The 24,535-nt window shown below is 69.4% G+C and carries 27 protein-coding genes and 1 tRNA gene; 17 read left to right on the top strand and 11 right to left on the bottom strand.

Features of this window, described 5'->3' with window-relative positions; genetic code table 11:
- Positions 1-48 precede the first annotated feature (48 nt).
- Complete coding sequence (locus AB5J55_RS19405; protein WP_369271905.1) at positions 49-486, top strand: DUF2000 family protein; 438 nt, start codon at positions 49-51, stop codon at positions 484-486.
- Positions 487-494: 8 nt separating this feature from the next.
- Here AB5J55_RS19405 and AB5J55_RS19400 read toward each other — a convergent pair whose 3' ends face one another.
- Positions 495-1,757 (bottom strand): MDR family MFS transporter, encoded by a 1,263-nt coding sequence (locus tag AB5J55_RS19400; RefSeq protein WP_369271904.1) that lies wholly within the window; start codon positions 1,755-1,757, stop codon positions 495-497.
- Between the two features lie 175 nt (positions 1,758-1,932).
- Here AB5J55_RS19400 and AB5J55_RS19395 point away from each other — a divergent pair, with 175 nt between their 5' ends.
- Both AB5J55_RS19395 and AB5J55_RS19390 read left to right on the top strand, forming a co-directional pair.
- Positions 1,933-2,694 (top strand): phosphoglyceromutase, encoded by a 762-nt coding sequence (locus tag AB5J55_RS19395; protein WP_062723775.1) that lies wholly within the window; start codon positions 1,933-1,935, stop codon positions 2,692-2,694.
- 149 nt (positions 2,695-2,843) lie between these two features.
- Complete coding sequence (locus AB5J55_RS19390; RefSeq protein WP_369271903.1) at positions 2,844-3,335, top strand: hypothetical protein; 492 nt, start codon at positions 2,844-2,846, stop codon at positions 3,333-3,335.
- 67 nt (positions 3,336-3,402) lie between these two features.
- On the opposite strand, the gene AB5J55_RS19385 is transcribed toward AB5J55_RS19390, so the two are convergent.
- The 3 genes from AB5J55_RS19385 to phoU form a co-directional block, all read right to left on the bottom strand.
- A complete protein-coding gene (locus AB5J55_RS19385; RefSeq protein ID WP_369271902.1) occupies positions 3,403-4,365 on the bottom strand; it encodes an alpha/beta hydrolase in 963 nt (320 codons plus the stop codon).
- Between the two features lie 373 nt (positions 4,366-4,738).
- Positions 4,739-4,903 (bottom strand): hypothetical protein, encoded by a 165-nt coding sequence (locus AB5J55_RS19380; protein WP_369271901.1) that lies wholly within the window; start codon positions 4,901-4,903, stop codon positions 4,739-4,741.
- A 143-nt stretch (positions 4,904-5,046) separates the two neighbouring features.
- Positions 5,047-5,748, bottom strand: a complete 702-nt coding sequence (gene phoU / locus AB5J55_RS19375) for a phosphate signaling complex protein PhoU (RefSeq protein ID WP_369271900.1) — start codon at positions 5,746-5,748, stop codon at positions 5,047-5,049.
- Between the two features lie 356 nt (positions 5,749-6,104).
- On the opposite strand from phoU, the gene AB5J55_RS19370 reads away from it, so the two are divergent.
- Both AB5J55_RS19370 and AB5J55_RS19365 read left to right on the top strand, forming a co-directional pair.
- A complete protein-coding gene (locus AB5J55_RS19370) occupies positions 6,105-7,448 on the top strand; it encodes a sensor histidine kinase (protein WP_369271899.1) in 1,344 nt (447 codons plus the stop codon).
- Positions 7,445-8,125, top strand: coding sequence for a response regulator transcription factor (locus AB5J55_RS19365; RefSeq protein WP_015659563.1), 681 nt, complete (start codon positions 7,445-7,447; stop codon positions 8,123-8,125). Before AB5J55_RS19370 ends, AB5J55_RS19365 begins: the two co-directional genes overlap by 4 nt.
- A 145-nt stretch (positions 8,126-8,270) precedes the next feature.
- On the opposite strand, the gene AB5J55_RS19360 is transcribed toward AB5J55_RS19365, so the two are convergent.
- Positions 8,271-8,978 (bottom strand): DUF461 domain-containing protein, encoded by a 708-nt coding sequence (locus tag AB5J55_RS19360; protein WP_369271898.1) that lies wholly within the window; start codon positions 8,976-8,978, stop codon positions 8,271-8,273.
- A 623-nt stretch (positions 8,979-9,601) separates the two neighbouring features.
- On the opposite strand from AB5J55_RS19360, the gene AB5J55_RS19355 reads away from it, so the two are divergent.
- The 6 genes from AB5J55_RS19355 (at position 9,602) to AB5J55_RS19330 (ending at position 16,002) form a co-directional block, all read left to right on the top strand.
- The gene (locus tag AB5J55_RS19355) at positions 9,602-10,084 is read left to right on the top strand and encodes a CarD family transcriptional regulator (protein ID WP_003953493.1); all 483 of its coding nucleotides are present in this window, start codon (positions 9,602-9,604) and stop codon (positions 10,082-10,084) included.
- Between the two features lie 286 nt (positions 10,085-10,370).
- Positions 10,371-11,147, top strand: coding sequence for a 2-C-methyl-D-erythritol 4-phosphate cytidylyltransferase (gene ispD, locus AB5J55_RS19350; RefSeq protein WP_369271897.1), 777 nt, complete (start codon positions 10,371-10,373; stop codon positions 11,145-11,147).
- A complete protein-coding gene (gene ispF / locus AB5J55_RS19345; protein WP_369271896.1) occupies positions 11,137-11,658 on the top strand; it encodes a 2-C-methyl-D-erythritol 2,4-cyclodiphosphate synthase in 522 nt (173 codons plus the stop codon). The genes ispD and ispF overlap by 11 nt, the downstream gene beginning before the upstream one ends.
- Before the next feature lie 121 nt (positions 11,659-11,779).
- Positions 11,780-13,180: a cysteine--tRNA ligase gene (gene cysS / locus AB5J55_RS19340; RefSeq protein ID WP_369271895.1), complete on the top strand. Its 1,401-nt coding sequence runs from the start codon at positions 11,780-11,782 to the stop codon at positions 13,178-13,180.
- Between the two features lie 99 nt (positions 13,181-13,279).
- Positions 13,280-14,221, top strand: a complete 942-nt coding sequence (gene rlmB / locus AB5J55_RS19335; RefSeq protein ID WP_369271894.1) for a 23S rRNA (guanosine(2251)-2'-O)-methyltransferase RlmB — start codon at positions 13,280-13,282, stop codon at positions 14,219-14,221.
- A gap of 134 nt (positions 14,222-14,355) precedes the next feature.
- A complete protein-coding gene (locus tag AB5J55_RS19330) occupies positions 14,356-16,002 on the top strand; it encodes a DoxX family membrane protein (protein ID WP_369276233.1) in 1,647 nt (548 codons plus the stop codon).
- Positions 16,003-16,338: 336 nt separating this feature from the next.
- Here the strand turns inward: AB5J55_RS19330 and AB5J55_RS19325 are convergent, their stop codons facing one another.
- From AB5J55_RS19325 to AB5J55_RS19315, 3 genes are all read right to left on the bottom strand, one after another.
- Positions 16,339-17,070: an NDP-sugar synthase gene (locus tag AB5J55_RS19325; protein WP_369271893.1), complete on the bottom strand. Its 732-nt coding sequence runs from the start codon at positions 17,068-17,070 to the stop codon at positions 16,339-16,341.
- Between the two features lie 102 nt (positions 17,071-17,172).
- Positions 17,173-17,631, bottom strand: coding sequence for a hypothetical protein (locus AB5J55_RS19320; RefSeq protein ID WP_369271892.1), 459 nt, complete (start codon positions 17,629-17,631; stop codon positions 17,173-17,175).
- A 234-nt stretch (positions 17,632-17,865) separates the two neighbouring features.
- A complete protein-coding gene (locus tag AB5J55_RS19315) occupies positions 17,866-18,957 on the bottom strand; it encodes an ABC transporter ATP-binding protein (protein WP_369271891.1) in 1,092 nt (363 codons plus the stop codon).
- A gap of 217 nt (positions 18,958-19,174) precedes the next feature.
- On the opposite strand from AB5J55_RS19315, the gene AB5J55_RS19310 reads away from it, so the two are divergent.
- From AB5J55_RS19310 to AB5J55_RS19290, 5 genes are all read left to right on the top strand, one after another.
- A tRNA-Thr gene (locus AB5J55_RS19310) sits at positions 19,175-19,249 on the top strand.
- Positions 19,250-19,481: 232 nt separating this feature from the next.
- Positions 19,482-19,718: a hypothetical protein gene (locus AB5J55_RS19305; RefSeq protein WP_369271890.1), complete on the top strand. Its 237-nt coding sequence runs from the start codon at positions 19,482-19,484 to the stop codon at positions 19,716-19,718.
- Positions 19,719-20,051: 333 nt separating this feature from the next.
- The gene (locus AB5J55_RS19300) at positions 20,052-20,414 is read left to right on the top strand and encodes a hypothetical protein (RefSeq protein ID WP_369271889.1); all 363 of its coding nucleotides are present in this window, start codon (positions 20,052-20,054) and stop codon (positions 20,412-20,414) included.
- A 172-nt stretch (positions 20,415-20,586) separates the two neighbouring features.
- Complete coding sequence (locus tag AB5J55_RS19295; protein ID WP_369271888.1) at positions 20,587-20,898, top strand: hypothetical protein; 312 nt, start codon at positions 20,587-20,589, stop codon at positions 20,896-20,898.
- Positions 20,899-21,233: 335 nt separating this feature from the next.
- A complete protein-coding gene (locus tag AB5J55_RS19290; protein WP_369271887.1) occupies positions 21,234-21,584 on the top strand; it encodes a hypothetical protein in 351 nt (116 codons plus the stop codon).
- A gap of 147 nt (positions 21,585-21,731) precedes the next feature.
- Here AB5J55_RS19290 and AB5J55_RS19285 read toward each other — a convergent pair whose 3' ends face one another.
- The 3 genes from AB5J55_RS19285 to AB5J55_RS19275 all read right to left on the bottom strand — a co-directional run bounded on the left by AB5J55_RS19285 (position 21,732) and on the right by AB5J55_RS19275 (position 23,311).
- Positions 21,732-22,037: a hypothetical protein gene (locus AB5J55_RS19285; protein WP_369271886.1), complete on the bottom strand. Its 306-nt coding sequence runs from the start codon at positions 22,035-22,037 to the stop codon at positions 21,732-21,734.
- A gap of 280 nt (positions 22,038-22,317) precedes the next feature.
- Complete coding sequence (locus tag AB5J55_RS19280; protein ID WP_369271885.1) at positions 22,318-22,614, bottom strand: hypothetical protein; 297 nt, start codon at positions 22,612-22,614, stop codon at positions 22,318-22,320.
- A 211-nt stretch (positions 22,615-22,825) separates the two neighbouring features.
- Positions 22,826-23,311, bottom strand: coding sequence for a hypothetical protein (locus AB5J55_RS19275; protein WP_369271884.1), 486 nt, complete (start codon positions 23,309-23,311; stop codon positions 22,826-22,828).
- A gap of 421 nt (positions 23,312-23,732) precedes the next feature.
- Between AB5J55_RS19275 and AB5J55_RS19270 the strand changes: the two genes are divergently transcribed.
- Positions 23,733-24,533 (top strand): hypothetical protein, encoded by an 801-nt coding sequence (locus AB5J55_RS19270; protein ID WP_369271883.1) that lies wholly within the window; start codon positions 23,733-23,735, stop codon positions 24,531-24,533.
- The last annotated feature ends 2 nt before the right edge of the window (positions 24,534-24,535 follow it).

Here is a 24,535-nt window from a genome sequence, read left to right as displayed (position 1 = left end):
CAAAGAACGTACAAGACGCAGGTGCACGGCGGCCGCCAGTCTCGTCGTATGAACGACACGAGCACCACGGAACCCGTCCGCTTCGACACCAAGATCGCCGTCCTGCTGCGCGAGGACCTGGAGACCTGGCAGCGGCTGAACGTCACGGCCTTCCTGGTCAGCGGCCTGGGGACGCAGCTCCCCGAGGTGGTCGGGGAGCCGTCCGAGGACGCCGACGGCGTGCCCTACCTGCCGATGTTCCGCCAGCCGGTCCTGGTCTTCGAGGCCACCAAGGAGAGCCTGACGACGGCCCACACCCGCACCCTCTCCCGCTCCCTCCCGCGCGCGGTCTTCACCTCCGACCTCTTCACGACGGGCAACGACCGCGACAACCGGGCTGCGGTACGGGCGGTGCCGACGGGCGAGCTCGACCTGGTGGGCCTGGCGGTGTACGGGCCGAGGAACGCGGTGGACAAGGTGATCAAGGGGGCGCGGATGCATCCGTGATCGGGTTCTCAGGCGGCCGGACTGACCTCCGGCTTCGCGTCGGCCGTGCTGCCGGCGGTGGCCGGTTCCTCCATGGGCAGGCGGCGCATCAGGCTGCCGTATCCGATCGCCGCCGCCGTCCCGACGACCGCGCACAGCCCCCACAGCCACTCGGCGCCGAAACGATCGATGACGAGGCCGGACATCAGGGGCGCGACCAGGGCCGCGACCGACCAGGACATGGTGTACATGCCCTGGTAGCGCCCGCGCCCCTGAGTGGGGGAGAGGCGGACCACGAGGCCGGTCTGGGTGGGCGCGTTCAGCATCTCGCCCAGCGTCCACACGCACACCGTCAGCGCGAAGACGCCGACCGACCCGGCGAAGGCGGTGAGGCCGAAGCCGTACCCGGCGAGCAGGGACGAGACGATGAGGATCCGTCCCGTGTCCCGGCGTTCGATGAACCGGGTGACCGGGATCTGCAGCGCGACGATCAGGACACCGTTGACGGCGATGGCGAGGCCGTAGTCGGCGGCGGAGAACCCGGCCTCGCCCATCGCCACCGGCAGTCCCACCGAGCCCTGCTGGAAGATCAGGGCGACGAGGAAGGACAGCCCGACGACGCTCATGAAGCGCCGGTCGCGCAGTACGGTCCCGAGCCGCACCTCGTCCTGGCCCGCCTTCTCGGCCTTCGTGCGCTCGGGCCGCGACTCCGGCAGCTTGACGAACACCACGACCGCGCAGACGGCCGTCATCCCCGCCTCGATCAGGAATCCGGCGAGGTAGCTGACCTCGGCGATGAACCCGGCGGCCATGGAGGAGATCGCGAACCCGAGGTTGATGGCCCAGTAGTTGAGGGAGAAGGCCCGCACCCGGTCCTCGGGCCGCACGATGTCGGCCATCATCGCCTGCACGGCGGGCCGGGAGGCGTTGGAGGCGGCACCGACGACGAACGCCACGGCGGCGATGGCCACGGGATGGTGCACGAACCCGAGCACGGCCACGGAGACCGCGGTGGAGGCCTGGGCGACGAGGAGGGTGGGCCGCCGCCCGAGCCGGTCGGTCATGACGCCGGCCCCGATCGACGAGACGACCCCGCCGAGACCGTGCAGCGCGGCGACGAGACCGGCGTACGTGGCGGAGTACCCGCGGTCGAGGGTGAGGTACAGGGCCATGAAAGTGGCGACGAATGCCCCGAGCCGGTTGACCAGTGTGCTGGTCCACAGCCACCAGAACTCGCGGGGCAGCCCGGAGACGGTCTCCCGGGTGGCACGTCTCAGGGCGGCGAGTGGCATAGGGGTTCCCCCGGATGTACCCGGATGCGCGCAACCGGATGTAAGCGGCTCAGTAGGTATCCGCAACTTACAAGCGCACTCGCCGGCGAGACCAATGGATTAACAGATCCCGTCAACCGTCCGCCTTTCGGGCGCGGGGCGCACCCGGCCAAAGCCGTGGATTACGCTCGGACGCATGGCCGACGCACCGTACAAGCTGATCCTCCTCCGCCACGGCGAGAGCGAATGGAACGCGAAGAACCTGTTCACCGGCTGGGTGGACGTCAACCTCAACGAGAAGGGCGAGAAGGAGGCAGTCCGCGGTGGCGAGCTCCTGAAGGACGCCGATCTCCTCCCCGACGTGGTCCACACGTCCCTCCAGAAGCGAGCGATCCGCACGGCCCAGCTGGCGCTGGAGTCGGCCGACCGCCACTGGATCCCGGTCCACCGCAGCTGGCGCCTGAACGAGCGCCACTACGGCGCCCTCCAGGGCAAGGACAAGGCCCAGACCCTCGCCGAGTTCGGCGAGGAGCAGTTCATGCTGTGGCGCCGCTCCTACGACACCCCGCCCCCGCCCCTCGAGGACGGCACGGAGTTCTCCCAGTCGGACGACCCGCGCTACGCGACGATCCCGCCGGAGCTGCGCCCCCGCACGGAGTGCCTGAAGGACGTCGTCGTCCGCATGCTCCCGTACTGGTACGACGGCATCGTCCCCGACCTCCTGACCGGCCGCACGGTCCTGGTCGCCGCCCACGGCAACTCCCTGCGCGCCCTGGTCAAGCACCTCGACGGCATCTCCGACGCCGACATCGCGGGCCTGAACATCCCCACGGGCATCCCGCTGTACTACGAACTCGACGCCGACTTCAACCCGGTGACGCCGGGGGGCAAGTACCTGGACCCGGAGGCTGCCGCGGCGGCCATCGAGGCGGTCAAGAACCAGGGCAAGAAGAAGTAACTCCACAAAGACTCCAGGCCGTTGGGCCCCCGAACTGCCGGTTCCTGGCAGGGCGGGGGCCCAACGGCGCTGCTGGGCCCTCTCGGGCACCCGGACGAGCAGCTCCTGCCGCCCGCCGGACCGACCTGGAAGTACGGGGAAACCAAGTCATGACCTACTCGAGCCTGCGGGCGTCCCGGCTCGCCGGGTGCGCTGTGGTGGTGTCGGCATTCCTGCTCACCTCCTGCACAGCGTCCGAGAGCGGCGCGGACGGCGCCGCGAACTCACCGTCGCCTGCGCCGAGTCGGCCCCGACCGGCAGCTCAGCCCTCGGAGAAGGAACTCACCGAGCAGGCCCGGGCGGCTCTTGCCGCCGTCCACAACGGGGCAATGGTCGAGGCCGGCGTGGCACGCGTGACCGACGGTGTCCACACCGAGCCCGGCCTCAGCAAGGGGAAGACCTACCGGCTCAACCTGGTGTGTGCCGGCAGCGGCAGCGCACAGCTGGAGTTCGTGCCTGCGGGCGCTGGAACGGGGACCACGGTGCCCTGCGATGAGTCAGTGGTGCAGCAGCCGATCACTGCCGGCAAGCCGATCCGTATCAGTGTTGATGGCGCCGAGGGGGCGACCGGCGTGATCGCGTGGCAGATCGACGCCCTGTGATCCCGGCGCACGGTGCCCCTGGGCATCTCGGCTGCCGGCCCCGCCTCTCGCCGGAAGCGGCGCTTGGCTAGGTGGTCCCGAGGGCGTCGCGCAGGAACGAGATGGCCTGGTCCACGGCTGCTCGGGTGGCCCGGGTCTCGCTGAGCGAGTTGAGCATCATGAAGTCGTGCACCGCGCCGTCGTAGCGCACCGTGGTGACCGGGACGCCCGCTGCCCGCAGCTTGGCGGCGTAGGCCTCGCCCTCGTCGCGCAGCACGTCGGCCTCGTCCACGATCAGCAGGGCGGGCGGCAGGCCGGCGAGTTGCTGGGTGGTGGCGCGGTTGGGAGAGGCGGTGATCTCCGCGCGCTGGTTCGGGTCGGTGGTGTAGGCGTCCCAGAACCACTCCATGGCCTTGCGGCTGAGGTAGTAGCCGGTGTCGAACTGGTCGTAGGACATGGTGTCCATGGCCGCGTCCGTGACCGGGTAGTACATCGACTGCTGCACGAAGGTGACGTCACCGCGTTCCTTGGCCATCAGGGCGAGCGCGGCCGTCATGTTCCCGCCGACCGAGTCGCCGGCCACCGCCATGCGCCGGGCGTCCAGGCCCTTCGACGCTCCCTCACGCTTGATCCACTGTGCGGTGGCGTAGCCCTGCTCGATGGCCACGGGGTAGTGGGCCTCCGGCGAGGCGGTGTACTCCACGAAGACCACCGCCGCGTTGGCACCGACCGCCAACTCCCGTACCAGGCGGTCATGGGTGGCGGCGTTGCCCAGTACCCAGCCGCCGCCGTGCATGTACAGCACGACGGGCAATGTCCCGGTGGCGCCCTGCGGTTTGACGATGCGCACCCGAACGTCGCCGACGGAGGCCGCTACGGTGATCCACTCCTCGTCGACCGGCAGCTTGTCGACCGGCGCGGCCTGCAGGTCGTCGAGGACCTTGCGTGCTTCGACCGGCTTCAGCTCGTACAGGAAGGGATGGTGCGAGGTCGCGTCGGCCAGCTCCTGCGCCGGGCGCTCCAGGATGATCGAGGCAGATTGAGCAGTCATGGCAATGCTCCTGGCAGTGCTGAGAAGCCCAAAGTAATGAGCGGCGGGCACGTGGTGACTGCCCTGGGGCGTCGAAGCCGCCGCGGGCCCGGGCTCCGGGCGGAGCCCCGGTCAAGCCCTCGATGGGGCAATACGCCCCATCCTAGACGCGCGCCGTACAAGCCTCGACCGGAAGCAGACGAGGTATCAGGACCTGCAGAGGCAGGCGTATGCAGCACCGCCCGTGCCCGCTGCCTGCCCCGTCCCGTATGCGCTGCGGCGACGACGGCAAAGGGCCCCGCCGCGAAAGCCGCACCGGAGCCCCGACAGCAACACAAGATCCGCGGCGCCGTACGCCGCGCTGCCTCCGCGTCCTACACCCGCGCCCGCACCCTCACCCGCACTGGCAGGGATTCCCCGACTGGCACCCGCACCCGCACCCGGAGCCGCAGCCGCACGCGGCGACGAGCGGGAGGCTCCTGAGGTCGGCGGGCTGCTCGGTCGGGCGTTCCTGGGTGGGGTCGGGCGTCGTACCGGGAGTGCTGGGGGATTCGGCCATGGTCCCTCCTCGGGGCTGGTGCCTGTGCCCATTCCATGCCCGCCCCGCTGGGCGCATCAACGGCGCACGGAGGCTTGCGCATGCCCCGAACAGGCCCCCGCCCTCCCCGCCCTCCCGGCGTACCCGGCCCGCCCCAGTACGCCTCAGGCGCCCTCGGCGTCCGAAACCGGCTGAATGTCCGGCTGGATGTCGGGCTGCAGCTCATCGGCGTGCTCACCCGTCACCAGGAACACCACACGCTTCGCCACGGCCACCGCGTGGTCGGCGTACCGCTCGTAGTAGCGGCCGAGCAGGGTCACGTCGACCGCCGTCTCGATGCCGTGCTTCCAGCGCTCGTCCATCAGGTGCTGGAAGAGGGTGCGGTGGAGGAGGTCCATCGCGTCGTCGTCCTGCTCCAGCTGGAGCGCGAGGTCGACGTCCTTGGTGACGATCACCTCGGCCGCCTTCGCCATCAGGCGCTGCGCGAGCTGACCCATCTCCAGGATGGTGGCGTGCAGGTCCTGTGGGATCGCGCGCTCCGGGTAGCGCAGCCGCGTGAGCTTCGCCACGTGCTGGGCCAGGTCGCCCGAGCGCTCCAGGTCCGCCGACATGCGCAGCGAGGTGACGACGATACGGAGGTCCGTCGCCACCGGCTGCTGGCGCGCCAGCAGGGCTATGGCCCGGGCCTCCAGGTCGTGCTGGAGGTCGTCGACCTTCTGGTCGGCCTCGATCACGCTCTCGGCCAGCTTCAGGTCGGTGTCGAGGATCGCCGCCGTGGCGCGCCCGATCGCCGAGCCGACCAGCCGGGCCATTTCCACCAGACCGTCGCCGATCGAGTCCAGTTCCTCGTGGTACGCGTCCCGCATCAGGGTCCCTCTCTAACGTGAGCCTCGGGGGTTCCGGGGCCAGGAGACTGTCGTCGGACCGGCAGTCCTGTAGTCGGATCTTGTCGAATCCCGTTGAACCGGAAGTCTTACGGTCATGCCCTCCGACAGTAAGACTGTCGCGAAAACGTCAGTCGGACTGTCGTGAAACCGCCAGTGTGATCCCAAGCTAAACCGCCTGTGCGAACCCCACGCATCCACGATCCGGTCCGTACGCGTCCGTTTCCGCCACCCCAAATGAACCAGCACTGGCTCCAAGGTGAACTCTGGGCGACGAGTGTTCGAGGTCGCACTCCGACGGCTGTGGCCACTGCCTGCGTCATGCCTAACCTGGGTGCATGGACGTGAACGCGGCGGTCGCCGCAGCGGCAGCGATCGCCGGGGTGCTTACCGGTGTCATCGCCATGCTGGCGTTCCGCTGGAGCGAACGCGACCTGAAGCGACCCACCCGAACCTCTCTGCACACCGACCCGGTCCTGCCGCCCGGCGTGGACACGGTCCTGTCGGTGCTGCGCTCCTCCGCCGTCGTACTCGACGAGGGGGACGCCGTCGTCAAGGCGAGCTCGGCGGCGTACGCCCTCGGTCTGGTGCGCGGCGGCAAGCTCTCCGTCGAGCCCATGCTCCAGATGGCCCGGGACACCAGACGCGACGGTGAGATACGGCAGGTCGAGCTGGATCTGCCCAGGCGTGGCACCGGACGCGGCGAGGCCCTCGCCGTGTCCGCTCGCGTCGCGCCCCTCGGCTCCCGCCTCGTCCTCCTCCTCGTCGAGGACCTCACCGAGGCCCGGCGGATAGAGGCCGTGCGGCGTGACTTCGTCGCGAACGTCAGTCATGAGCTGAAGACACCGGTCGGCGCACTCTCCCTGCTGTCCGAGGCAGTCATGGACGCCTCCGACGACCCGGAGGCCGTGCAGCGTTTCGCCGGGCGCATGCAGATCGAGGCGACCCGGCTGACCAACCTGGTGCAGGAACTGATCGACCTCTCCCGGGTGCAGAACGACGACCCGCTGGAGGACGCCGAGCCCGTCCGCGTCGACGAGCTCGTCGCCGAGGCCATGGACCGCTGCCGGCACGCCGCCGGGACGAAGCAGATCACCATGGCCTCGAACGTATGGGCGCCCGAAGGGCCCGATCAGGGCGGTGGCGGGCGACAGCCGGGCGCCACTTCCGACCTCAGCATCTGGGGCAACCGCGGCCAGCTCGCCGCCGCGCTCGGCAACCTCGTCGAGAACGCCGTCAACTACTCGCCCGCCCGCACCCGCGTCGGCATCGCCGCGCGCCGGGTCAGCGCCCCGGGCGGGGACAATATCGAGATCGCCGTGACCGACCAGGGCATCGGCATCTCGGACAAGGACAAGGAGCGCATCTTCGAGCGCTTCTACCGCGTGGATCCGGCCCGTTCCCGTGCCACAGGCGGCACCGGCCTCGGTCTCGCGATCGTCAAACACGTGGCCGCCTCACACAGCGGGGAGGTCACGGTGTGGAGCTCCGAGGGACAGGGCTCCACGTTCACCCTGCGGCTGCCGGAGGCGGGTGCGGCCCGCGACCGCGCACAGCAGCACCCCGATCTCGACGACGAGGCCGGGCCGTCCGCCGCCCCATCCCATCACCGCACCACCCCCGATTCACCCGCTGACTCAACCGCGTACGAAACGCTTTCCGCCCCGGAGGTCCTTCCGTGACCCGTGTGCTCGTCGTCGAGGACGAGGAGTCCTTCTCCGACGCCCTGTCGTACATGCTCCGCAAAGAGGGCTTCGAGGTCGCCGTCGCGACCACCGGGCCCGACGGACTCGACGAGTTCGAGCGCAACGGCGCCGACCTCGTCCTCCTCGACCTGATGCTGCCCGGCCTGCCGGGCACCGAGGTCTGCCGCCAGCTGCGCGGCCGATCCAACGTCCCGGTGATCATGGTCACCGCCAAGGACAGCGAGATCGACAAGGTTGTCGGCCTGGAAATAGGAGCCGATGACTACGTCACCAAGCCGTTCTCCTCGCGCGAGCTGGTCGCCCGTATCCGGGCCGTCCTGCGCCGCCGCGGCGAGCCGGAGGAGGTGACCCCGGCCGCCCTGGAGGCGGGCCCGGTCCGGATGGACGTCGACCGCCACGTGGTCACGGTCTCCGGCTCCAAGGTCGACCTCCCGCTCAAGGAGTTCGACCTCCTGGAGATGCTCCTGCGCAACGCGGGCCGCGTCCTGACCCGTATGCAGCTCATCGACCGCGTCTGGGGTGCCGACTACGTCGGCGACACCAAGACCCTGGACGTCCACGTCAAGCGCCTGCGCGCCAAGATCGAGCCGGACCCGGGCGCGCCGCGGTACCTGGTGACGGTCCGCGGCCTCGGCTACAAGTTCGAGCCGTAAACCGCTGCCGTAGCAAGGACGCGGCCGTAAGGACCGAGAACACGGTCGCCACGTACGTCGAAGGGCGGGACCTCCGATTCCGGGGGTCCCGCCCTTTTCTACGACTGTGCAGGCGCCGTACGACGATCCCGCGCCGTACGGCCGCTCAGTGCCCGGAGACCGTCTGCGAGGCGCTGTCGCTCGGGGTCGCCGTGTCGCCGGACGCCGCTCCGTCCCCGGCCGCACCGCCGGTCTCAGTCGCGCTCCCGGCCGCACCGTCGGTCGGGGTGGCCTCCGCGCCCTCGCCCGGGGTTCCGGCCGGCGAGCCGGTCGGGGAGGACGTGGTGCCCGGCGTCGCCGGGACCTCGCTCGGGCCCCAGCTCTCGAAGAAGCTCTCGGCCGGGACGACGAAGGCGCGCAGGCTCACGTCACCGGTCTTGCTGAAGGTGAAGGTGATCTTCTGCGCGTTGCCGTCCTGGATGGCCTCGCGGCTGCTGGGCAGCACGGCCGCGGCGTTGTCCTTGCCGCCGATGATCAGCGAACCGCCGGCCGGGATGGTCAGGCTGCCGCCCTTGGCGGGCTTGAGCTCGGCATTCTTGGAGGTGCCGGCCACCTTGATCGAGTCCAGCGTCTGCGCGGAGCTGCCGGAGTTGAACAGGGTCGCGGAGATCGCGGCCGGGCCGGTCGACTCCAGGTCGGGCTGGGTGATGACGATGGCGTTCTGGATCTTGATGTCGCCGACGCTGGTGGCTGCGTTGTCCGGCTTGATCTCCAGGGTCTGCGCGTTGTTGCCGGCCGCGCACGCGGAGAGCGCGGCGATCGAGAACGTGATGGCGGCGGCGGCGAGGGCGCCGCGTCGAAGGCTGCTGCTCACGGCGGCGGCAACTCCTTGACTCGAACGGGGCGGGCGCGAAGTGCCGCCCTAAGTGTCTGTCAGCGGCCTTAGGTTACCGAGCCGTTCCCGCGCTACCGCACCCGACCCTCCCCCGAGCGGCGATGAGCTGTGGAAGTACGTCCGAAGCGCCTCTTCCGCCACCCTTCCCGTCACCCACAAGTGGCCCGGTTGTCACTTTGCCCGGAGCTCTGTCCGTCATTCACATAAGACGTCTCGCAAGCCCGCGCAAAATTTCCGTGAAGGAATGCGCGACCCTCCCGGAATTGATCACCAGATGTGCCGCCGACCTGGCTGTGATCAATTCCGGATTCGCCCGGGAGGTGACTCGGGACGCCGAACGGAGTAGCGGAAGTCGCACACTTGGAACCGGACATATGTGGACGTTCAGCCACTCGGAGGCGTCTCTGGATGTGTGTAACGTACGCGTTTCACCTCGCCCGCAGAGCCGCTCCCACCTGCGAATACTTTCTCCCGCTCGGCCCGCGCAGCACGTTCCTGTTGGAGTTGTCAAGCCCCGAGATATGCCCTGACCTGCGAAAACGCCATTCAGAACCCGCAGTTTCCGTGTTACCCTGGATAGCCACGGAAGGGGTACCTGTCACATGACGTTCAAGGTTGGCGACACCGTGGTCTATCCCCATCACGGGGCCGCGCTGATCGAGGCCATCGAAACTCGCCAGATCAAAGGCGTGGACAAGACCTACTTGGTGCTGAAGGTCGCCCAGGGTGACCTGACGGTACGTGTGCCAGCGGACAATGCGGAGTTCGTCGGCGTGCGTGATGTGGTCGGTCAGGACGGGCTGGACCGGGTCTTCGAGGTGCTGCGCGCGCCGTACGCCGAGGAGCCCACGAACTGGTCGCGTCGATACAAGGCAAATCTGGAGAAGCTCGCCTCCGGCGATGTCATCAAGGTCGCGGAAGTGGTGCGTGACCTGTGGCGTCGTGAGCGCGAGCGCGGACTCTCCGCCGGTGAGAAGCGCATGCTCGCCAAGGCACGCCAGATCCTGGTGAGCGAGCTCGCGCTCGCGGAGAACACCAACGAGGACAAGGCCGAGGCGCTGCTCGACGAGGTTCTCGCGTCCTGACGCGGTACATCCGCCTCAGTTTCAGCACAGTAGATTCAGCGGTGTGCTGATTTTTTTCAAAGAAGTGCCGCGGTGCCCGATGACGTAATTGCTGTCGCCGGGCGCTGCGGCATGTTCGCTCACAGGCGCGGTACGTCCTACCTCGGGGGCGCCCCCGATACTTGATGTGCCGGGTCCGGGCAGCCGACTCGACCGATGTCACGGAAGGGTTCGGTCAAGAAAGGCCCACCCGGCACGCTTGAGGCCATACCCACGTAGGCAGAGCACACAAACCTGACAGGAACCGATGTCTGACGTTTCGCGTCCTTCGCCCACGGGTGTCCCCGCCGACACCCGTGCCGGGGCCCGTACCGCCGTCGTGATCCCGGCCGCCGGAAAGGGCGTACGCCTCGGTCCGGGTGCCCCCAAAGCGCTGCGCGCGCTGAACGGCACGCCCATGCTCATCCACGCCGTGCGCGCGATGGCCGCGTCCCGGGCCGTCTCCCTGGTGGTCGTCGTGGCCCCGCCCGACGGCGCCGCCGAGGTCAAGAGCCTGCTGGACGCGCACGCGCTGCCGGAGCGCACCGACTTCCTGGTGGTCCCCGGCGGCGAGACCCGTCAGGAGTCCGTGAAGCTCGGCCTGGACGCGCTGCCGCCGGAGCACGACATCGTCCTGGTGCACGACGCCGCCCGCCCGCTGGTGCCGGTGGACACGGTGGACGCGGTGATCGAGGCGGTACGGGACGGGGCGCAGGCCGTGGTCCCCGCGCTGCCGCTCGCGGACACGGTCAAGGAGGTCGAGCCGACCGGCGGCACGGACGAGCCCGAACCGGTGGTGGCCACCTTGCAGCGCGCCCGCCTGCGTGCCGTACAGACTCCGCAGGGCTTCGACCGCGCGACGCTGATCCGTGCGCACGAGACGGTGACCGACGACGTCACCGACGACGCGAGCATGGTCGAGCAGCTCGGCCTCACCGTCGTGGTCGTGCCCGGCCACGAGGAGGCCTTCAAGGTCACGCGCCCGCTGGACCTGGTCCTTGCGGAGGCGGTCCTGGCGCGCCGGAGGCTGAACGATGGCTTCTGACGCATCCGGTCTCCGGCTGCCGCCGGGTGAGCCCCTGCTTCCCCAGGTCGGCATCGGCACCGACATCCACGCCTTCGAGGATGGCCGCGAGCTGTGGTGCGCGGGCCTGAAGTGGGAGGGCGAGGGGCCGGGTCTCGCCGGCCACTCCGACGCGGACGTCGTCGCCCACGCCGCCTGCAACGCGCTGTTCTCGGCGGCCGGCCTCGGCGACCTGGGACAGCACTTCGGCACGGGGCGCCCCGAGTGGTCGGGCGCCCCGGGCGTCGTACTGCTCACCGAGGCGGCCCGGATCGTGCGCGAGGCGGGCTTCAGGATCGGCAATGTCGCGGTCCAGGTCGTCGGCCCCCGCCCCAAGATCGGCAAGCGCCGCGACGAGGCCCAGAAGGTCCTGTCGGAGGCGGCCGGAGCCCCGGTGTCGGTGTCGGGCGCGACCACCGATGGCCTCGGCTTCCCGGGCCGTGACGAGGGACTGATGGCGGTGGCGACGGCGCTGGTGGTCCGGGTCGGCTGAGGCCGGTCGGCGGGCCCTTTCAGCGCGGGCCCGACCCGCCCCCACGGGCCTGCGAGTGACCACGAACGACCAAACCGCACTTACGCACCAGGCACTCCCATCCGCCCACTACCCTGGTGTCGTGACTATTCGCCTGTACGACACCAGCGCCCGGCAGATCCGTGACTTCACCCCGCTCCAGCAGGGCTGTGTCTCGATCTACCTCTGTGGCGCCACCGTGCAGGCCGCACCGCACATCGGGCACATCCGCTCCGGGCTCAACTTCGACATCATGCGCCGCTGGTTCGAGTACCGCGGCTACGACGTCACGTTCATCCGGAACGTCACGGACATCGACGACAAGATCATCTGGAAGGCGGAGCAGCAGAACCGCCCCTGGTGGTCCATCGGCTACGAGAACGAGCGCGCCTTCACCGACGGCTACACCGCACTCGGCTGCCTCCCGCCGACGTACGAGCCCCGCGCCACCGGCCATGTCACCGAGATGGTCGAGATGATGCGCGGGCTCATCGAGCGCGGACACGCCTACGAGGCGGACGGCAGCGTCTACTTCGACGTCCGCTCCTGGCCCTCCTACCTGGAGCTGTCCCGGCAGGACCTCGACGAGATGCGGCAGCCCACCGAGGAGGGCATCACCGGCAAGCGGGACCCGCGCGACTTCGCGATGTGGAAGGCCGCCAAGCCCGGCGAGCCCGACTGGGAGACGCCTTGGGGCCGGGGCCGCCCGGGCTGGCACCTGGAGTGCTCGGCGATGGCCCACAAGTACCTCGGCTCCGCCTTCGACATCCACGGCGGCGGACTCGACCTGATCTTCCCGCACCACGAGAACGAGATCGCCCAGGCCAAGGCCTACGGCGACGACTTCGCCCAGTACTGGGTGCACAACGCCTGGGTCACCATGAGCGGCGAGAAGATGTCGAAGTCGCTCGGCAACTCCGTCCTGGTCTCCGAGATGGTCAAGCAGTGGCGCCCGATCGTCCTGCGCTACTACCTGGGCACCCCGCACTACCGCTCGACGATCGAGTACAGCGAGGAGGCCCTGCGCGAGGCCGAGTCGGCGTTCGCGCGCATCGAGGGCTTCGTGCAGCGCGTGGTCGAGATGACCGGGCACGTCGTCGAGCCGTCCCCCGAGGTGCCGCTCGCCTTCGCCGAGGCGATGGACGACGACCTCGGAGTCCCGCAGGCGCTGGCCGTCGTCCACACCACCGTCCGCCAGGGCAACAGCGCGCTGGCCGCCGACGACAAGGAAGCCGCCGTGGCCCGCCTCGCCGAGGTCCGCGCCATGCTCGGCGTCCTCGGCCTGGACCCGCTCGACGAGCACTGGGCCGGCGAGTCCGACCGCGGAGAGGACCTCCACGGCGTGGTCGACACCCTGGTCCGCATGGTCCTCGACCAGCGCGAGGCGGCCCGCTCCCGCAAGGACTGGGCCACCGCCGACGCCATCCGCGACCAGCTCAAGCAGTCGGGTCTCGTCATCGAGGACGGTCCGCAGGGCCCCCGCTGGACCCTCGGCCCACGCTGACGGATTCCGGTTCCCGGAAGATCGATTGTGCCGCCCGGCCCTCCGGGCGGCACACTGCATAGACGTACATACGAACGCCTCACGACAGACAGGTAGGTCATGGCCGCGAACAACCGCCGCATGTCCGGCAAGAAGGGCGCGCAGGTCGGCAGTGGCGGCCAGCGACGCCGGGGCCTCGAGGGCAAGGGGCCGACCCCGCCCGCCGAGATGCGCAAGGGACACAAGAAGAACCGCGTCGCCACCGCCAAGGCGAAGCAGACCGCACGCCGCCCCGCACCCCGGGGCCGTGGCGGCAAGTCCACGTCCGAGCTGGTCGTCGGCCGTAACCCCGTCGTCGAGGCGCTGCGCGAGGGGGTGCCCGCGAGCACGCTCTACGTCCAGCAGTTCATCGACAACGACGAGCGTGTCCGCGAGGCCCTCCAGCTCGCCGCCGAGCGCGGCGGCATCAACCTCATGGAGGCCCCGCGCCCCGAGCTGGACCGCATGACGAACGGCCTCAACCACCAGGGTCTCGTCCTCCAGGTCCCGCCGTACGAGTACGCCCACCCCGAGGAGCTGGCCGACGCGGCCGCGGACGAGGGCGAGGACCCGCTCATCGTCGCCCTCGACGGCGTGACGGACCCGCGCAACCTGGGTGCCGTGGTCCGCTCGGTCTCCGCGTTCGGCGGCCACGGCGTCGTCGTACCGGAGAGGCGAGCGGCCGGCATGACGGCCGGCGCCTGGAAGACGTCGGCCGGCACCGCGGCCCGCACCCCCGTCGCCCGCGCCACGAACCTGACCCGCGCCCTGGAGGCGTACAAGAAGGCGGGCATCGTGGTCGTCGGCCTCGCCGCCGACGGCGAGGCCGAACTCGGCGACCTGGAAGCCCTGGAAGGCCCGGTCGTCATCGTGGTCGGCAGCGAGGGCAAGGGCCTGTCCCGACTGGTGGGCGAGACGTGCGACTTCCGCGTCCGCATCCCGATGCCGGGCGGCGCGGAGTCCCTCAACGCCGGTGTGGCGGCGGGGATCGTCCTCTACGAGGCGGCTCGCCGACGCAGCTGAACACGCGTCCGTGGCGTCACCCGTGCGGGGTAATTCCGGTGACAGTGGTGCGACCTGCGCATCCTTGACGGGGTCCGGACAGATCGGGCCGGTCAAGGCAGTGTCCTAAGCACACGTCACTCGGTTAGTTGAGTGTGGACACCAGAACACCCCGCACACCCACGGGGGACCGCTCGTCGGGATACGACGACGCTCCCGCGCTGAGCATGGTGAAGGTGCCGAGCGATCCGGCGCAGATCATCGTCAATCACGCGAGTTTCCGCGTGCTGCTGGGCGCGTCGACCGGGCGCACCAAATCCCCCAGGATCGCACGGCACTTGAGCGCCACCGAGGACACCACCCGCATCCCCGTCGTCGGCGCGGCCGGCAGAGCGGGCGCGGCCACCGGCGCCCGCCGCCGAGTCGCCGTATGGAACGGCACGTCCGCGCCCGACGACACCGGCGCCCACCGCCTGCTCCAGGCCGTGCGGGACGGCAGCGTCCGCCACGGCGAAGAGCCGGCCCCCGGCCTCGGCGGAGCCACCCAGGTCATCCCACGGGTCGACGTCGGTGGCTATGACGGCTACGACGTCGGCTACGACGACGACTTGTCACGGACCGTCGAGACGCCGATCGTCGGCGCCCAGCGCACGCACGAATCCCTCGAAACCCGGCTCCTGCCCAACATGCGCACGGTCGAGAGCGCATACGACGAGGAACTCGTCTACGAAGACGAGGAGTTCGCGCAAGACCCCCACAGCACGCACGCAACCGACGCGCCCCTCAAGCGGCCCGCCGGCGGCGACGATCCGGCCCGGCACGCCTATTACCCCGGCCGCCGCATGAACCTCGGCGTCGTCCTCCTCCCGCTCCGCGTCTTCCTCGGCTTCATCTCCATCTACGCCGGCATGGGCAAGCTCTGCGACCCCGTCTACTTCGACGGCGGCAAGCGCGGCTCGATGGTGAAGTGGCTCAACACCCTGCACCCGTGGGAAGTGGCCGAGCCCCTCCGCCAGTTCGCCCTGGAGCACCCGGTCGGCTCCGGCCTGGTCATCGCCTTCTTCCAGGTCATCGTGGGCGTCCTCACGGTCCTGGGATGCTGGCAGCGGGTCGCCGCGGTCCTCGGCGCGCTGCTGTCGGCCGCGCTCCTGGTCACCGTCAGCTGGAAGAGCGTCCCGGTCTACGACGCGCCCGACATCATCTACCTCGCCGCCTGGTCGCCCCTGATCATCGCCGGCGCCCCGGTCTACTCGATCGACGGCCGCCTCGCGGGTATGGCCTGGCGCCGCCTCGGCCCCCGTGCCGACATCTGGGAGCTCCGCAGTTACGTCCTGCGCCGCGGCGCCCTGGTCACGGTGATCGTCACCGGCCTGACCCTCCTCATCGGCTCGCTGCTCGGCGGCGCGGTCCGAGACGCCGACCGCGTCGTCGTCCCCGGTCCCGGCGAGGCCCCGCGCAACGAACTGCCGGGCTCCCCGCTGCCGCAGGAGCCCGGTCAACGGCACAAGAAGACGCCGTCGGCCTCCAACTCGCCCACGCAGGGCGCCACGTCGGGGGCGGCCACGCCGTCCGGCGCCGCTACGACACCGGGCGCGACCAGCGACACGGGCAGCGCCGGGGCGGGTACGCCCAGCCAGACGCAGGGCACTGGGGGACAGGCTCCGCCCCAGCAGTCGGCTCCGGCCGACGAGGCGCCCAGCACCAGCACCGGTCCGACCTCCGGGGGGCCCTCCTCCGGCGGCGGCTCCACGGGCGGCTCCGACGCCGACGAACCCGGCCTGGTGGGTGGCCTGTTGGGGTAACCCTGCCGGTGGACCTTCTACTCGACCCCTCGTCCACCGGCTGACCCCGAGCACCACAAACCCGATGGGCCCCGCACAGACTTCCTGTGCGGGGCCCATCGCCACGCCACACCTACCGATGCTTCTCGGCGCCGACCCAGGCCTTTCAGCCGCCCGCAGGGGGCTATGCATCGTGCCGAGGGCGCTCTGGGTGCCGGCCCAGGTATGTCAGCCCGTCCGGCGTTTGAGGACGAAGCCGTCAAGGCCGAGAGGGGGGTCCAGGGGGCGCAGCCCCCTGGCGGGGGTGAAGGGGCGGAACAGGCCGCCGCAGGCATCCCGCCGCAACCGCCGGAGGCGTCAGCGCCCCAGCGCCGCCAGTTCCTTCGCCGCCTCCGTCAGGTCCTTCGCCGTGTCGATGGCGCGCCAGTACGCGCCCTGCGGGATCGGGAACCCGGCCAGGCGGCGTTCGCGGGCCAGGTGGGGGAAGGTCGTGCGTTCGTGGTCGCCGCGCTCGGGGAGGAGGCCGGCGAAAGCGGGGGAGAAGACGTAGACGCCCGCGTTGATCTCGAAGGTCGACGGCGGCGCCTCGATGAAGTCCGTGATGTGCCCGAAGCCGTCCGTCTTCACCGCACCCCAGGGAATCCGCGGCCGTGCGAGCGCCAGCGTCGCGACCGCGTCGCGCTCCGCATGGAAGTCCGCCATGTCGCGCAGCGAGAAACGGGTCCAGATGTCACCGTTGGTCGCGTACCAGGGCCGGTCCGGATGCGGCAGATGCGCCGCCGCGTACTTCAGACCACCACCCCGCCCGAGCGGCTCCGTCTCCACGACGGTCGTGACCCGCACCGGCAGCTCGGCCGACTTCAGCCAGTCCTGCAGCACCTCGGCGAGATGCCCACAGCTGACCACCACGTCGGTCACGCCCTCTTCGGCGAGCCAGGTGAGCTGGTGGCCGATGATCGGCGTCCCCGTACCGGGGATCTCCACCATCGGCTTGGGCCGATCGTCGGTGTACGGGCGCAGCCGGGAACCCTGGCCACCGGCCAGGACAACGGCTTGAACGGGGCGGGACGCGGCGTTCGGATCAGTCATGACCGAACTGTACGCGGCGCCCCGCTCACGGCATTCACCTGCAACCGTTCCTTAATCAGACGTTACGGTCCGGAAGCGGAGTGTTCTCCGAAAAGGGGATGGCTAGCCGTGCGCCGCCGCCACCCCCGACGCGAACGCGGTGTCGCAGACGGGCCGGGCATACGACTGCGCCCGCGTGGGTCCGTACACACGGACCGCCGCACGCCCCAGCGCACGGGCGATCGAGGCGCAGTGCCGCCCCAGCGACGGACGGTCGTGGACGGCCTGCTGGAGGTGGGTGAGGGCGACGCCCGGGTCCTCCTCCTGGAGCTCGGTCAGGAGCTGGTCGCGCAGCACGTCCTGAGGGGCGCGCGGAGCGGCGTTCTTGGTGTCACGCGCGCTCGAGACGTCGGTCGCGGTCAGCACCGAGTCCGAGGGGTTCCCCGACCAGTTGACCCGGGTGACCGCGAGCGTCCCGGAGAGCACCAGGACGACGGGCAGGACGAGGGCGAGAGTGCGGCCGAGCTGGCGGGCGGGGCCCCGCTGGCCGCGTCGTGTCTGTTGGATGGTGGAGTGCTTCACGCGAGTGAGGGTAGCGTTCAGTACTGATATGGCGACATTTGGTCACCGTTTCGAGGGACGAAGAGGTGCCTCTTCCCCTGCGGCGCGTTGACGTACAGCGCTCGAAATGGCCGGGTATGCCGGGGTATTTGTCGACAACGAGAAGGGCCCCGCAGCGCTCTGCGGGGCCCTCTTCGTCAACCTGGGTGAATTACCCGGGGTTGTGCCGCCTCTGCCTCAGGCGTCGGCGCTCGCTCAGTCGGAGAGCCGCGCGCCCGTGGAGGTCGCGAACACGTGGGTCTCGCCGGCGCGCGGGACGACGTGCAGCGTGCTGCCCTTCTCCGGGACGTCACGGCCGCTGACACGGACGACGAGGTCCTTGGAGTCGTCGCCGCCGACCTTGGCGGTGCCGTAGACGTACGCGTCGGCGCCGAGCTCCTCGACGACGTTCACGGTGACCGCGAGGCCCTGGTCCGAGTCGGCGCCGGCCACATCGAAGTGCTCGGGACGGACACCGACGGTGACGGTCTTGTCGGTGGCGGCGGACAGCGCGTCGCGGTCGACCGGGACCACCGAGTTGCCGAACTTCACACCGCCGTCGGTGATCGGGACCTCGACCAGGTTCATGGCCGGGGAGCCGATGAAGCCGGCGACGAAGAGGTTGGCCGGGCGGTCGTACATGTTGCGCGGGGTGTCGATCTGCTGGAGCAGACCGTCCTTGAGGACCGCCACGCGGTCGCCCATCGTCATGGCCTCGACCTGGTCGTGGGTGACGTAGACGGTGGTGATGCCGAGACGGCGCTGCAGCGAGGCGATCTGCGTACGGGTCGACACACGGAGCTTGGCGTCCAGGTTGGACAGCGGCTCGTCCATGAGGAAGACCTGCGGCTCACGCACGATGGCGCGGCCCATCGCGACACGCTGGCGCTGACCGCCGGAGAGCGCCTTCGGCTTGCGACCGAGGTACTCGGTGAGGTCGAGGATCTTCGCCGCGTCCTCGACCTTCTGACGGATCTCCGCCTTCGGCACGCCGGCGATCTTGAGCGCGAAGCCCATGTTGTCGGCGACGGTCATGTGCGGGTACAGCGCGTAGTTCTGGAACACCATGGCGATGTCCCGGTCCTTCGGCGGCAGGTGCGTGACGTCGCGGTCACCGATGCGGATGGCGCCGGCGTTCACGTCCTCGAGCCCCGCGAGCATCCGGAGCGAGGTGGACTTGCCGCAGCCGGACGGGCCGACCAGAACGAGGAACTCCCCGTCCTCGATCTCGATGTCGAGCGCGTCAACAGCGGGCTTCTCGGAACCCGGGTAGATCCGGGTCGCCTTGTCGAACGAGACAGTGGCCATGGTGAATGGGCCCCCTTCTACCGGCAGGAACGTGCCGGACGATCCGTTGTAGGAAGGTGGTTGGTTTAGTCCACATGTGCGGACTGGCTCTGGACGGTACCTGGCGTTCGCCTGATCTGTCAGTACCCGAGGGCATGTGAACTTCGCGGAAATTTTCGACAGGGCCCACTCGGAACCTGGGTACACTGCACGGGCGCGTGCGTGACGGCGCGCGCAGGCCTCCTTAGCTCAGCTGGTCCAGAGCGGCTGTCTTGTAAACAGCAGGTCGTCGGTTCGAATCCGACAGGGGGCTCAATCAGCGGGGCGGTTGTCGAGGACACCGCCCCGCGGTTCGTTTTTCATCCCCTCATTTCATTCGCCCGCCGAGCGGCTTTGCCGGTCCGCGAATGCACCTTCGAACACCTCCATGTCCCCGCTGTGACACGGGACATGCTCAAAGTGGATTAGCATCGCTACTGCTAGTGTTCGTTCAGTCACAGTAGGCAATCAGCCTCAATGTACATGTAATGAAATCCGAGGGTTCCATGCGCAAGCTTCACCAGGTCATGATCGTCGCAGCGGCGGCCGGCAGCCTGTCCGCCATCGGTGCCGGTACCGGTGTCGCGTACGAGAGCGGGCCGAGCGTGTCCGACCTCTACCGCCCCTACCAGGAGTGCAGCCCCCAGACGGTTGGCGAGGCCTCCATCCCGGTCGCGGTGCTCGGTCTGTCCGAGACCTTCGACACCACTTGCGGCCAGTTCAACAACGCCTTCACTGGCTGAGGTCGGCGGCTTAGTCGTGCGCGACGCCTTCCGCGGGCCCCTTCGGGGTCACCCCCGAGGGGGCCCGTTCATGTGCGGCTGCCCGGAGCGCGAGGCCGCTCCGTGGGCCCGTATGCGTTCGCTGCTGTCCTGAACTCCGGCGCACCGATGAGCGGTTGGTTCCCCGAGGACCAGTCACCCTCAGGTCGGTCCTTCATTTCTAGCGAAACGGCCCCGAACGTCTGGGACATGAACCGGACGCGGGGACCCGTCTCTCCGATTTCCCCAGGGCCCGGCGCGGCCGGTTCGCGGTGTATTGCGCTCGGGCACCCCCCGCAAAAGGAGACGCAACACATGTTCAACGGAAAGAAGATCGCGGCTGTCACCGGGCTTCTCGGTGGCCTCGCCATGACCTGTCTCGGCGCCGGCCAGGCCCACGCGGCGGGCCCGGGCGTCTGCTCGCTCGACTCCCAGGGCAACATCATCTGCACCCAGCAGGTCCAGGGGCAGACCCCCGAGGGGGACGGGTTCATCGTCCGCCGGTCGGTGAACTGCCAGCCCACCCAGCCCTTGACCCTGCCCACTCCCGGACTTCTGTCCAACGGGCAGACGCGGATCGGCCCCCACATCACCTGCGCCGAAATGTCGCCCGTGCCGGCCACCGACGCCAGTGACACGAACGACGGCGGCCCGCTGCTTTCCCGCATCCTGGGCTGAGCCTCCAACGGCGGATGGCCGGACCGGGTCAACCCGGTCCGGCCATCCGCCGTTTCGTATGCCGACACGACACAGATAAGGGCTAAAGGTCCCAAATTGCTACGGTTCGTTTGTATATGCTCACATTAAGTAGTCAACCAGGGCTTCGTGCCCGGGAAGAAAGGGTCAAACTATGCGCAGGTTTCAGCGCGTTGCGGTCGTAGCCGCAGCGGTCGCAGGGCTGTCCGCGTTCGGTGCCGCCGGCAGTGCCTTCGCTCACGAGGGCGACGGCTTTGACGGCCAGATCGTCTCCGCGGTGTCCACCTCGACGGCCAACGCCGTTGCCACGTGGGGCGTTCCGGCCGACAAGGCGCAGGCCGCTCCGCACGCTGCCCCGCAGGTCGCTCCGGAGGCTGCCCCGCAGGTTGCGCCGGAGGCCGCTCCCAAGGCCGCCGCGCCGGAGTACGGCTACGGCGAGTACTCCGCTCCGTACGCCGCTCAGTAAGGAAGTGCCGAGGGTTCGGTGCGCGAGTTTCAGGGCACTGCGAATGTCGTCGTGACCACCGCGGGGCTGGTGGCTCCCAACTGCGAGCCGCAGTCGGCCCCTTAGGGCATCGCCTCGGAGCGTCGCGACGAGCGCATCGAAATCCGTCGGAACACCGTTATGCATATCGCGCGATCCGCACCCCAGCTCCTGGACCGGATCGAGCTGTTTTCGACGGTGTGCTGGACAACACCCTTAGCAAATGCAGCCCGGACGCGCGGCAGACCCATCAGGGTGCGCGTCCGGGCTGCAGCAGTTTCCGTATTCGACCTTCTCCTTGCAAAGGAACGCCGTACATGATCGGTCGACAGAAGATCGCAACCGTCTCGGGGCTCCTCGGGGCTCTCGCCGTGATCTACAGCGGTGCCGCGCCGGCGTACGCCGACGAAGACCCCAAGGGTGCCTGCACGATCACCGCGCAGGGGGACATCGTCTGCGTCAAGAAGAGCGAGGTCGTCCACAAGGACAAGCGCAACGGATATGTCGTCCAGCAGAAGCACGACTGCTCGACGACGGAGCGGCCGCGCTTCACGCAGCCCGAGGGTCGCACGGCGGAGGACGGGTCCACGGCGAGCGGCCCGGTCGTGGAATGCAACAACCGGGCGGAGCTGCCCAAGGGCGTCAAGCTCCCCAAATTCGACTTCTGAGGCGCGCTTTACGAGGCGCGAGCACACGATGCCGGACCGGGCATGAGCCCGGTCCGGCATTTCGTTCTTTCCGGGGCCGTGCCCGGCCGGGAAAAGACCGGTGCCCCGGCCTGGGGCCGGGGCACCGGGGGAGCGTGCGGCGCTACGTCACTTGCCGCCGACGGTGTTGCTGCAGCCCATGGACGAGCCCAGGCCGGTCTCCTGCGTGCCGGGGTTGCCCTCGCCGTTCAGCAGGTTGCCGCCCAGGCCGTTCGCGATGCCGACCTGGCCGAGGATGTCCACGTTGGCGTCGTGCGACTTGCAGTTGCTGCTCTGCAGGACGCTGAAGCTCGAGCCCGTGCCCTTGTCCTTGTGGCCCCAGCCGCCTCCGTCGGCGTGGGCGACGCCGGCGCCCAGGAGTCCGACGCTCCCGAGAGCGGCGACCAGGACGGCGGCCTTGTGGAGCTTGTGCATATTCATCTCCGGTGGAGTGGAGTGGGTGCGATCCCTGGAGAGATCGACTTCGAACAGTTACGGAGGCTAATAGGAAATATTTCGAAGAATTCGGCGGCACGCCGAATCAGGGAAAGTCTCACCATCTTGGCCGATGGATAAGAAATTCATATTGTTATAAGGAATTGGAGCGAATTGGGGTGTGTATGTGTGAAACGAAAAAGAGTCCCGGTACCGGGCCTGAGGCTCGGTACCGGGACCTGTCCCGCTTAGGTCGACTAGGCGACCGTCAGTGCCTGGATCAGAAGGCGCTGTTGTTGCAGCCCATCGACGAGCCGAGGTGCGTGTCCTGCGCGCCCGGGTCGCCCTCGCCGTTGAGCGCGCTGCCCAGCAGGCCGTTGAGCACGCCGACCTGGCCGAGGACGTCGACGTTCAGGTCGTGCGACTTGCAGTTGGAGCTCTGCAGGACGCTGAACTTGCCCCCGTCCTTGCCGCCGTGGCCGCCGTGGCCGCCGTCGGCGGTGGCCGTCCCGGCGCCCAGGAATCCGACGGTGCCGATGGCCACGGCCACGACGGCAGCCTTGCGAAGCTTGTGCATGTCATCTCCGGTGGAGTGAGGTGGGTGCGATCTGTAGGAGATCGACTTCGTACAGTTACGGAAGATTAATACGAAGTATCCCGTTATGTCCCGGAGGCACGCCGGGGCTGATGATCTCGTGGCAGAAGCACCCGGAAGCCGCAGCGCCAGCCGTGGCGTGGAGAGAAAGTGCTGGTCACGGCGGCTCGTTGAGCTCCTCGAGCCGTGCGCCCTAGCGCGACTGGGCGTGAGCGAAGGAGTTCGCCTGGCTGTTGGCCTGGTCGCAGTCGACGCCGCGGGTCTCGGCGGCGGCGAGGACGGCGACGGGGACGGCCGCGTTGAGCACGGACTGCGGGCTGCACTCCTGGTACGGGCGGAACAGGTTGGCCTGCTCCAGCGGGCCGGCCGGCGCCGTGGCGGGCTGCTGGTTGACCTGCGGGCTGATCTTCGGGCTCAGTTGGGGGTTGACCTGCGGGCTGACTTCGGCGCCCCGCTGCGGAGCCGGGGCCGCCTGCCGGTGCGTGGTCGGCGAGTTGGAGGACTGTGCGGTCGCCTGTGAACGGGTCCACGAGGCGGCCTGGGTGTCCGGCTGTCCAACGGGTGCCGGAGCACCGCCGTACCCGAGGGGTACGTCGCCGGCGACGCTGGGCGCGACTCCGATGGCCGACAGACCACTGGCTGCTGCTACGACGAGCGCGACCTGATGAAGCTTGCGCATGGAACCCCGGCCCTTCATTGACCTGTGCGTGGAACGTATGAAATGCGGCTGCGATGGACCATCGCTCCGACCCTGTGGGGGGAACGAGCCAATTGCCGGGCGGGTCACGTGAGTCGGGGCGCGGTCACCCGTTTGCCAGAGGGTGTTATTCGTCGACAAGCCGCAGAGCCTTTTATCGGATCGATGGCAATGGAGTGACGGGAATTCGTATCCCGTGACCTGGCCGGAGGGAAGTCGTTGCCAGCTGAGGAGAGGGCAGCGATCTGGAAAGGGATCCGCTGCCTGCTCCGGCGTGAAGTCCACATGACAGCTCAGGCATTACCCCTGTAAGGGCGCAGTACGAATATCAGACTGAGCGCACGCACGACTGCACTGAATACAACGGATTTCCCTGTACAGGTAATGAAGGGCCGAGGGTTCCATGCGCAAGCTTCACAAGGCCGCGCTCGTCGTAGCAGCGGCCGGCGGTCTGACCGCCATCGGCGCCGGCGTCAGCGAGGCCGCCGACTATCCCGTCGGGTACAGCGGTGCTCCGGCGCCCGCTCCTGAGTATCAGGCGCCTCAGTACGCTCCGGCGCCTCCTCCCCAGTACGCGGCGCCCCAGTACGCACCGGCGCCCGCTCCTCAGTACCAGGCACCTCAGTACGTCCCGGCGCCTGCCCCGCAGTACGCGGCGCCCCAGTACGCACCGGCGCCCGCTCCTCAGTACGCGCCGCCCCAGCAGAGTGCTCCGCAGGCGACGGCGGTGACCAGGTCGACGGGCACCGCCCAGGTCACGCGTCCACAGCCGGCGCCCCACTACGCGCCTCCGGCCCCGGCGCCCGCCCCGGCCCCGGCGCCCGCCCCGGCCCCGCAGCAGCAGTCCGGTTACGCCTCCGCCTCGGCCACCTCGGGCGGCTTCGCGCAGGCCTCCGGCTCGCCGCAGTCCTCGGCGCCGGCCGCTTCCCAGCCGTCCGTTCCGCAGGTCGTGCCGCAGGTCACCCCGCAGACGGCACCGCAGGTGATGCCGCAGGTCGCTCCGCAGGTCTCCGCACCGCAGGTCTTCAACCCGGAGCCCGCGCCGAAGGTCGCTCCGCAGGTGAACCCGCAGGTGAACCCTGAGGTGAACCCGCTCATCAACCCGCTGATCTCGCCGGCCAGCGCACCGCAGGTGCCCGGGCTCGGCCTCGGCCAGGTCGCGGCGCCGCCGGTGGGCCAGCTGGGTCTGCCCCGGCTGGGCTGACA

Source organism: Streptomyces sp. R11, assembly GCF_041051905.1.
Classification (GTDB): domain Bacteria; phylum Actinomycetota; class Actinomycetes; order Streptomycetales; family Streptomycetaceae; genus Streptomyces.
This window is presented reverse-complemented; position numbering and strand designations above follow the sequence as displayed.

What these genes read in the sequence shown, in the direction of transcription:
- AB5J55_RS19405 (WP_369271905.1), top strand. Translation starts at nt 49, where the DNA reads ATGAACGACACGAGCACCACGGAACCCGTCCGCTTCGACACCAAGATC.
- AB5J55_RS19400 (WP_369271904.1), bottom strand. Translation starts at nt 1,757, where the DNA reads ATGCCACTCGCCGCCCTGAGACGTGCCACCCGGGAGACCGTCTCCGGG.
- AB5J55_RS19395 (WP_062723775.1), top strand. Translation starts at nt 1,933, where the DNA reads ATGGCCGACGCACCGTACAAGCTGATCCTCCTCCGCCACGGCGAGAGC.
- AB5J55_RS19390 (WP_369271903.1), top strand. Translation starts at nt 2,844, where the DNA reads ATGACCTACTCGAGCCTGCGGGCGTCCCGGCTCGCCGGGTGCGCTGTG.
- AB5J55_RS19385 (WP_369271902.1), bottom strand. Translation starts at nt 4,365, where the DNA reads ATGACTGCTCAATCTGCCTCGATCATCCTGGAGCGCCCGGCGCAGGAG.
- AB5J55_RS19380 (WP_369271901.1), bottom strand. Translation starts at nt 4,903, where the DNA reads ATGGCCGAATCCCCCAGCACTCCCGGTACGACGCCCGACCCCACCCAG.
- phoU (WP_369271900.1), bottom strand. Translation starts at nt 5,748, where the DNA reads ATGCGGGACGCGTACCACGAGGAACTGGACTCGATCGGCGACGGTCTG.
- AB5J55_RS19370 (WP_369271899.1), top strand. Translation starts at nt 6,105, where the DNA reads ATGGACGTGAACGCGGCGGTCGCCGCAGCGGCAGCGATCGCCGGGGTG.
- AB5J55_RS19355 (WP_003953493.1), top strand. Translation starts at nt 9,602, where the DNA reads ATGACGTTCAAGGTTGGCGACACCGTGGTCTATCCCCATCACGGGGCC.
- ispD (WP_369271897.1), top strand. Translation starts at nt 10,371, where the DNA reads ATGTCTGACGTTTCGCGTCCTTCGCCCACGGGTGTCCCCGCCGACACC.
- ispF (WP_369271896.1), top strand. Translation starts at nt 11,137, where the DNA reads ATGGCTTCTGACGCATCCGGTCTCCGGCTGCCGCCGGGTGAGCCCCTG.
- rlmB (WP_369271894.1), top strand. Translation starts at nt 13,280, where the DNA reads ATGGCCGCGAACAACCGCCGCATGTCCGGCAAGAAGGGCGCGCAGGTC.
- AB5J55_RS19325 (WP_369271893.1), bottom strand. Translation starts at nt 17,070, where the DNA reads ATGACTGATCCGAACGCCGCGTCCCGCCCCGTTCAAGCCGTTGTCCTG.
- AB5J55_RS19315 (WP_369271891.1), bottom strand. Translation starts at nt 18,957, where the DNA reads ATGGCCACTGTCTCGTTCGACAAGGCGACCCGGATCTACCCGGGTTCC.
- AB5J55_RS19305 (WP_369271890.1), top strand. Translation starts at nt 19,482, where the DNA reads ATGCGCAAGCTTCACCAGGTCATGATCGTCGCAGCGGCGGCCGGCAGC.
- AB5J55_RS19300 (WP_369271889.1), top strand. Translation starts at nt 20,052, where the DNA reads ATGTTCAACGGAAAGAAGATCGCGGCTGTCACCGGGCTTCTCGGTGGC.
- AB5J55_RS19295 (WP_369271888.1), top strand. Translation starts at nt 20,587, where the DNA reads ATGCGCAGGTTTCAGCGCGTTGCGGTCGTAGCCGCAGCGGTCGCAGGG.
- AB5J55_RS19290 (WP_369271887.1), top strand. Translation starts at nt 21,234, where the DNA reads ATGATCGGTCGACAGAAGATCGCAACCGTCTCGGGGCTCCTCGGGGCT.
- AB5J55_RS19285 (WP_369271886.1), bottom strand. Translation starts at nt 22,037, where the DNA reads ATGCACAAGCTCCACAAGGCCGCCGTCCTGGTCGCCGCTCTCGGGAGC.
- AB5J55_RS19280 (WP_369271885.1), bottom strand. Translation starts at nt 22,614, where the DNA reads ATGCACAAGCTTCGCAAGGCTGCCGTCGTGGCCGTGGCCATCGGCACC.
- AB5J55_RS19275 (WP_369271884.1), bottom strand. Translation starts at nt 23,311, where the DNA reads ATGCGCAAGCTTCATCAGGTCGCGCTCGTCGTAGCAGCAGCCAGTGGT.
- AB5J55_RS19270 (WP_369271883.1), top strand. Translation starts at nt 23,733, where the DNA reads ATGCGCAAGCTTCACAAGGCCGCGCTCGTCGTAGCAGCGGCCGGCGGT.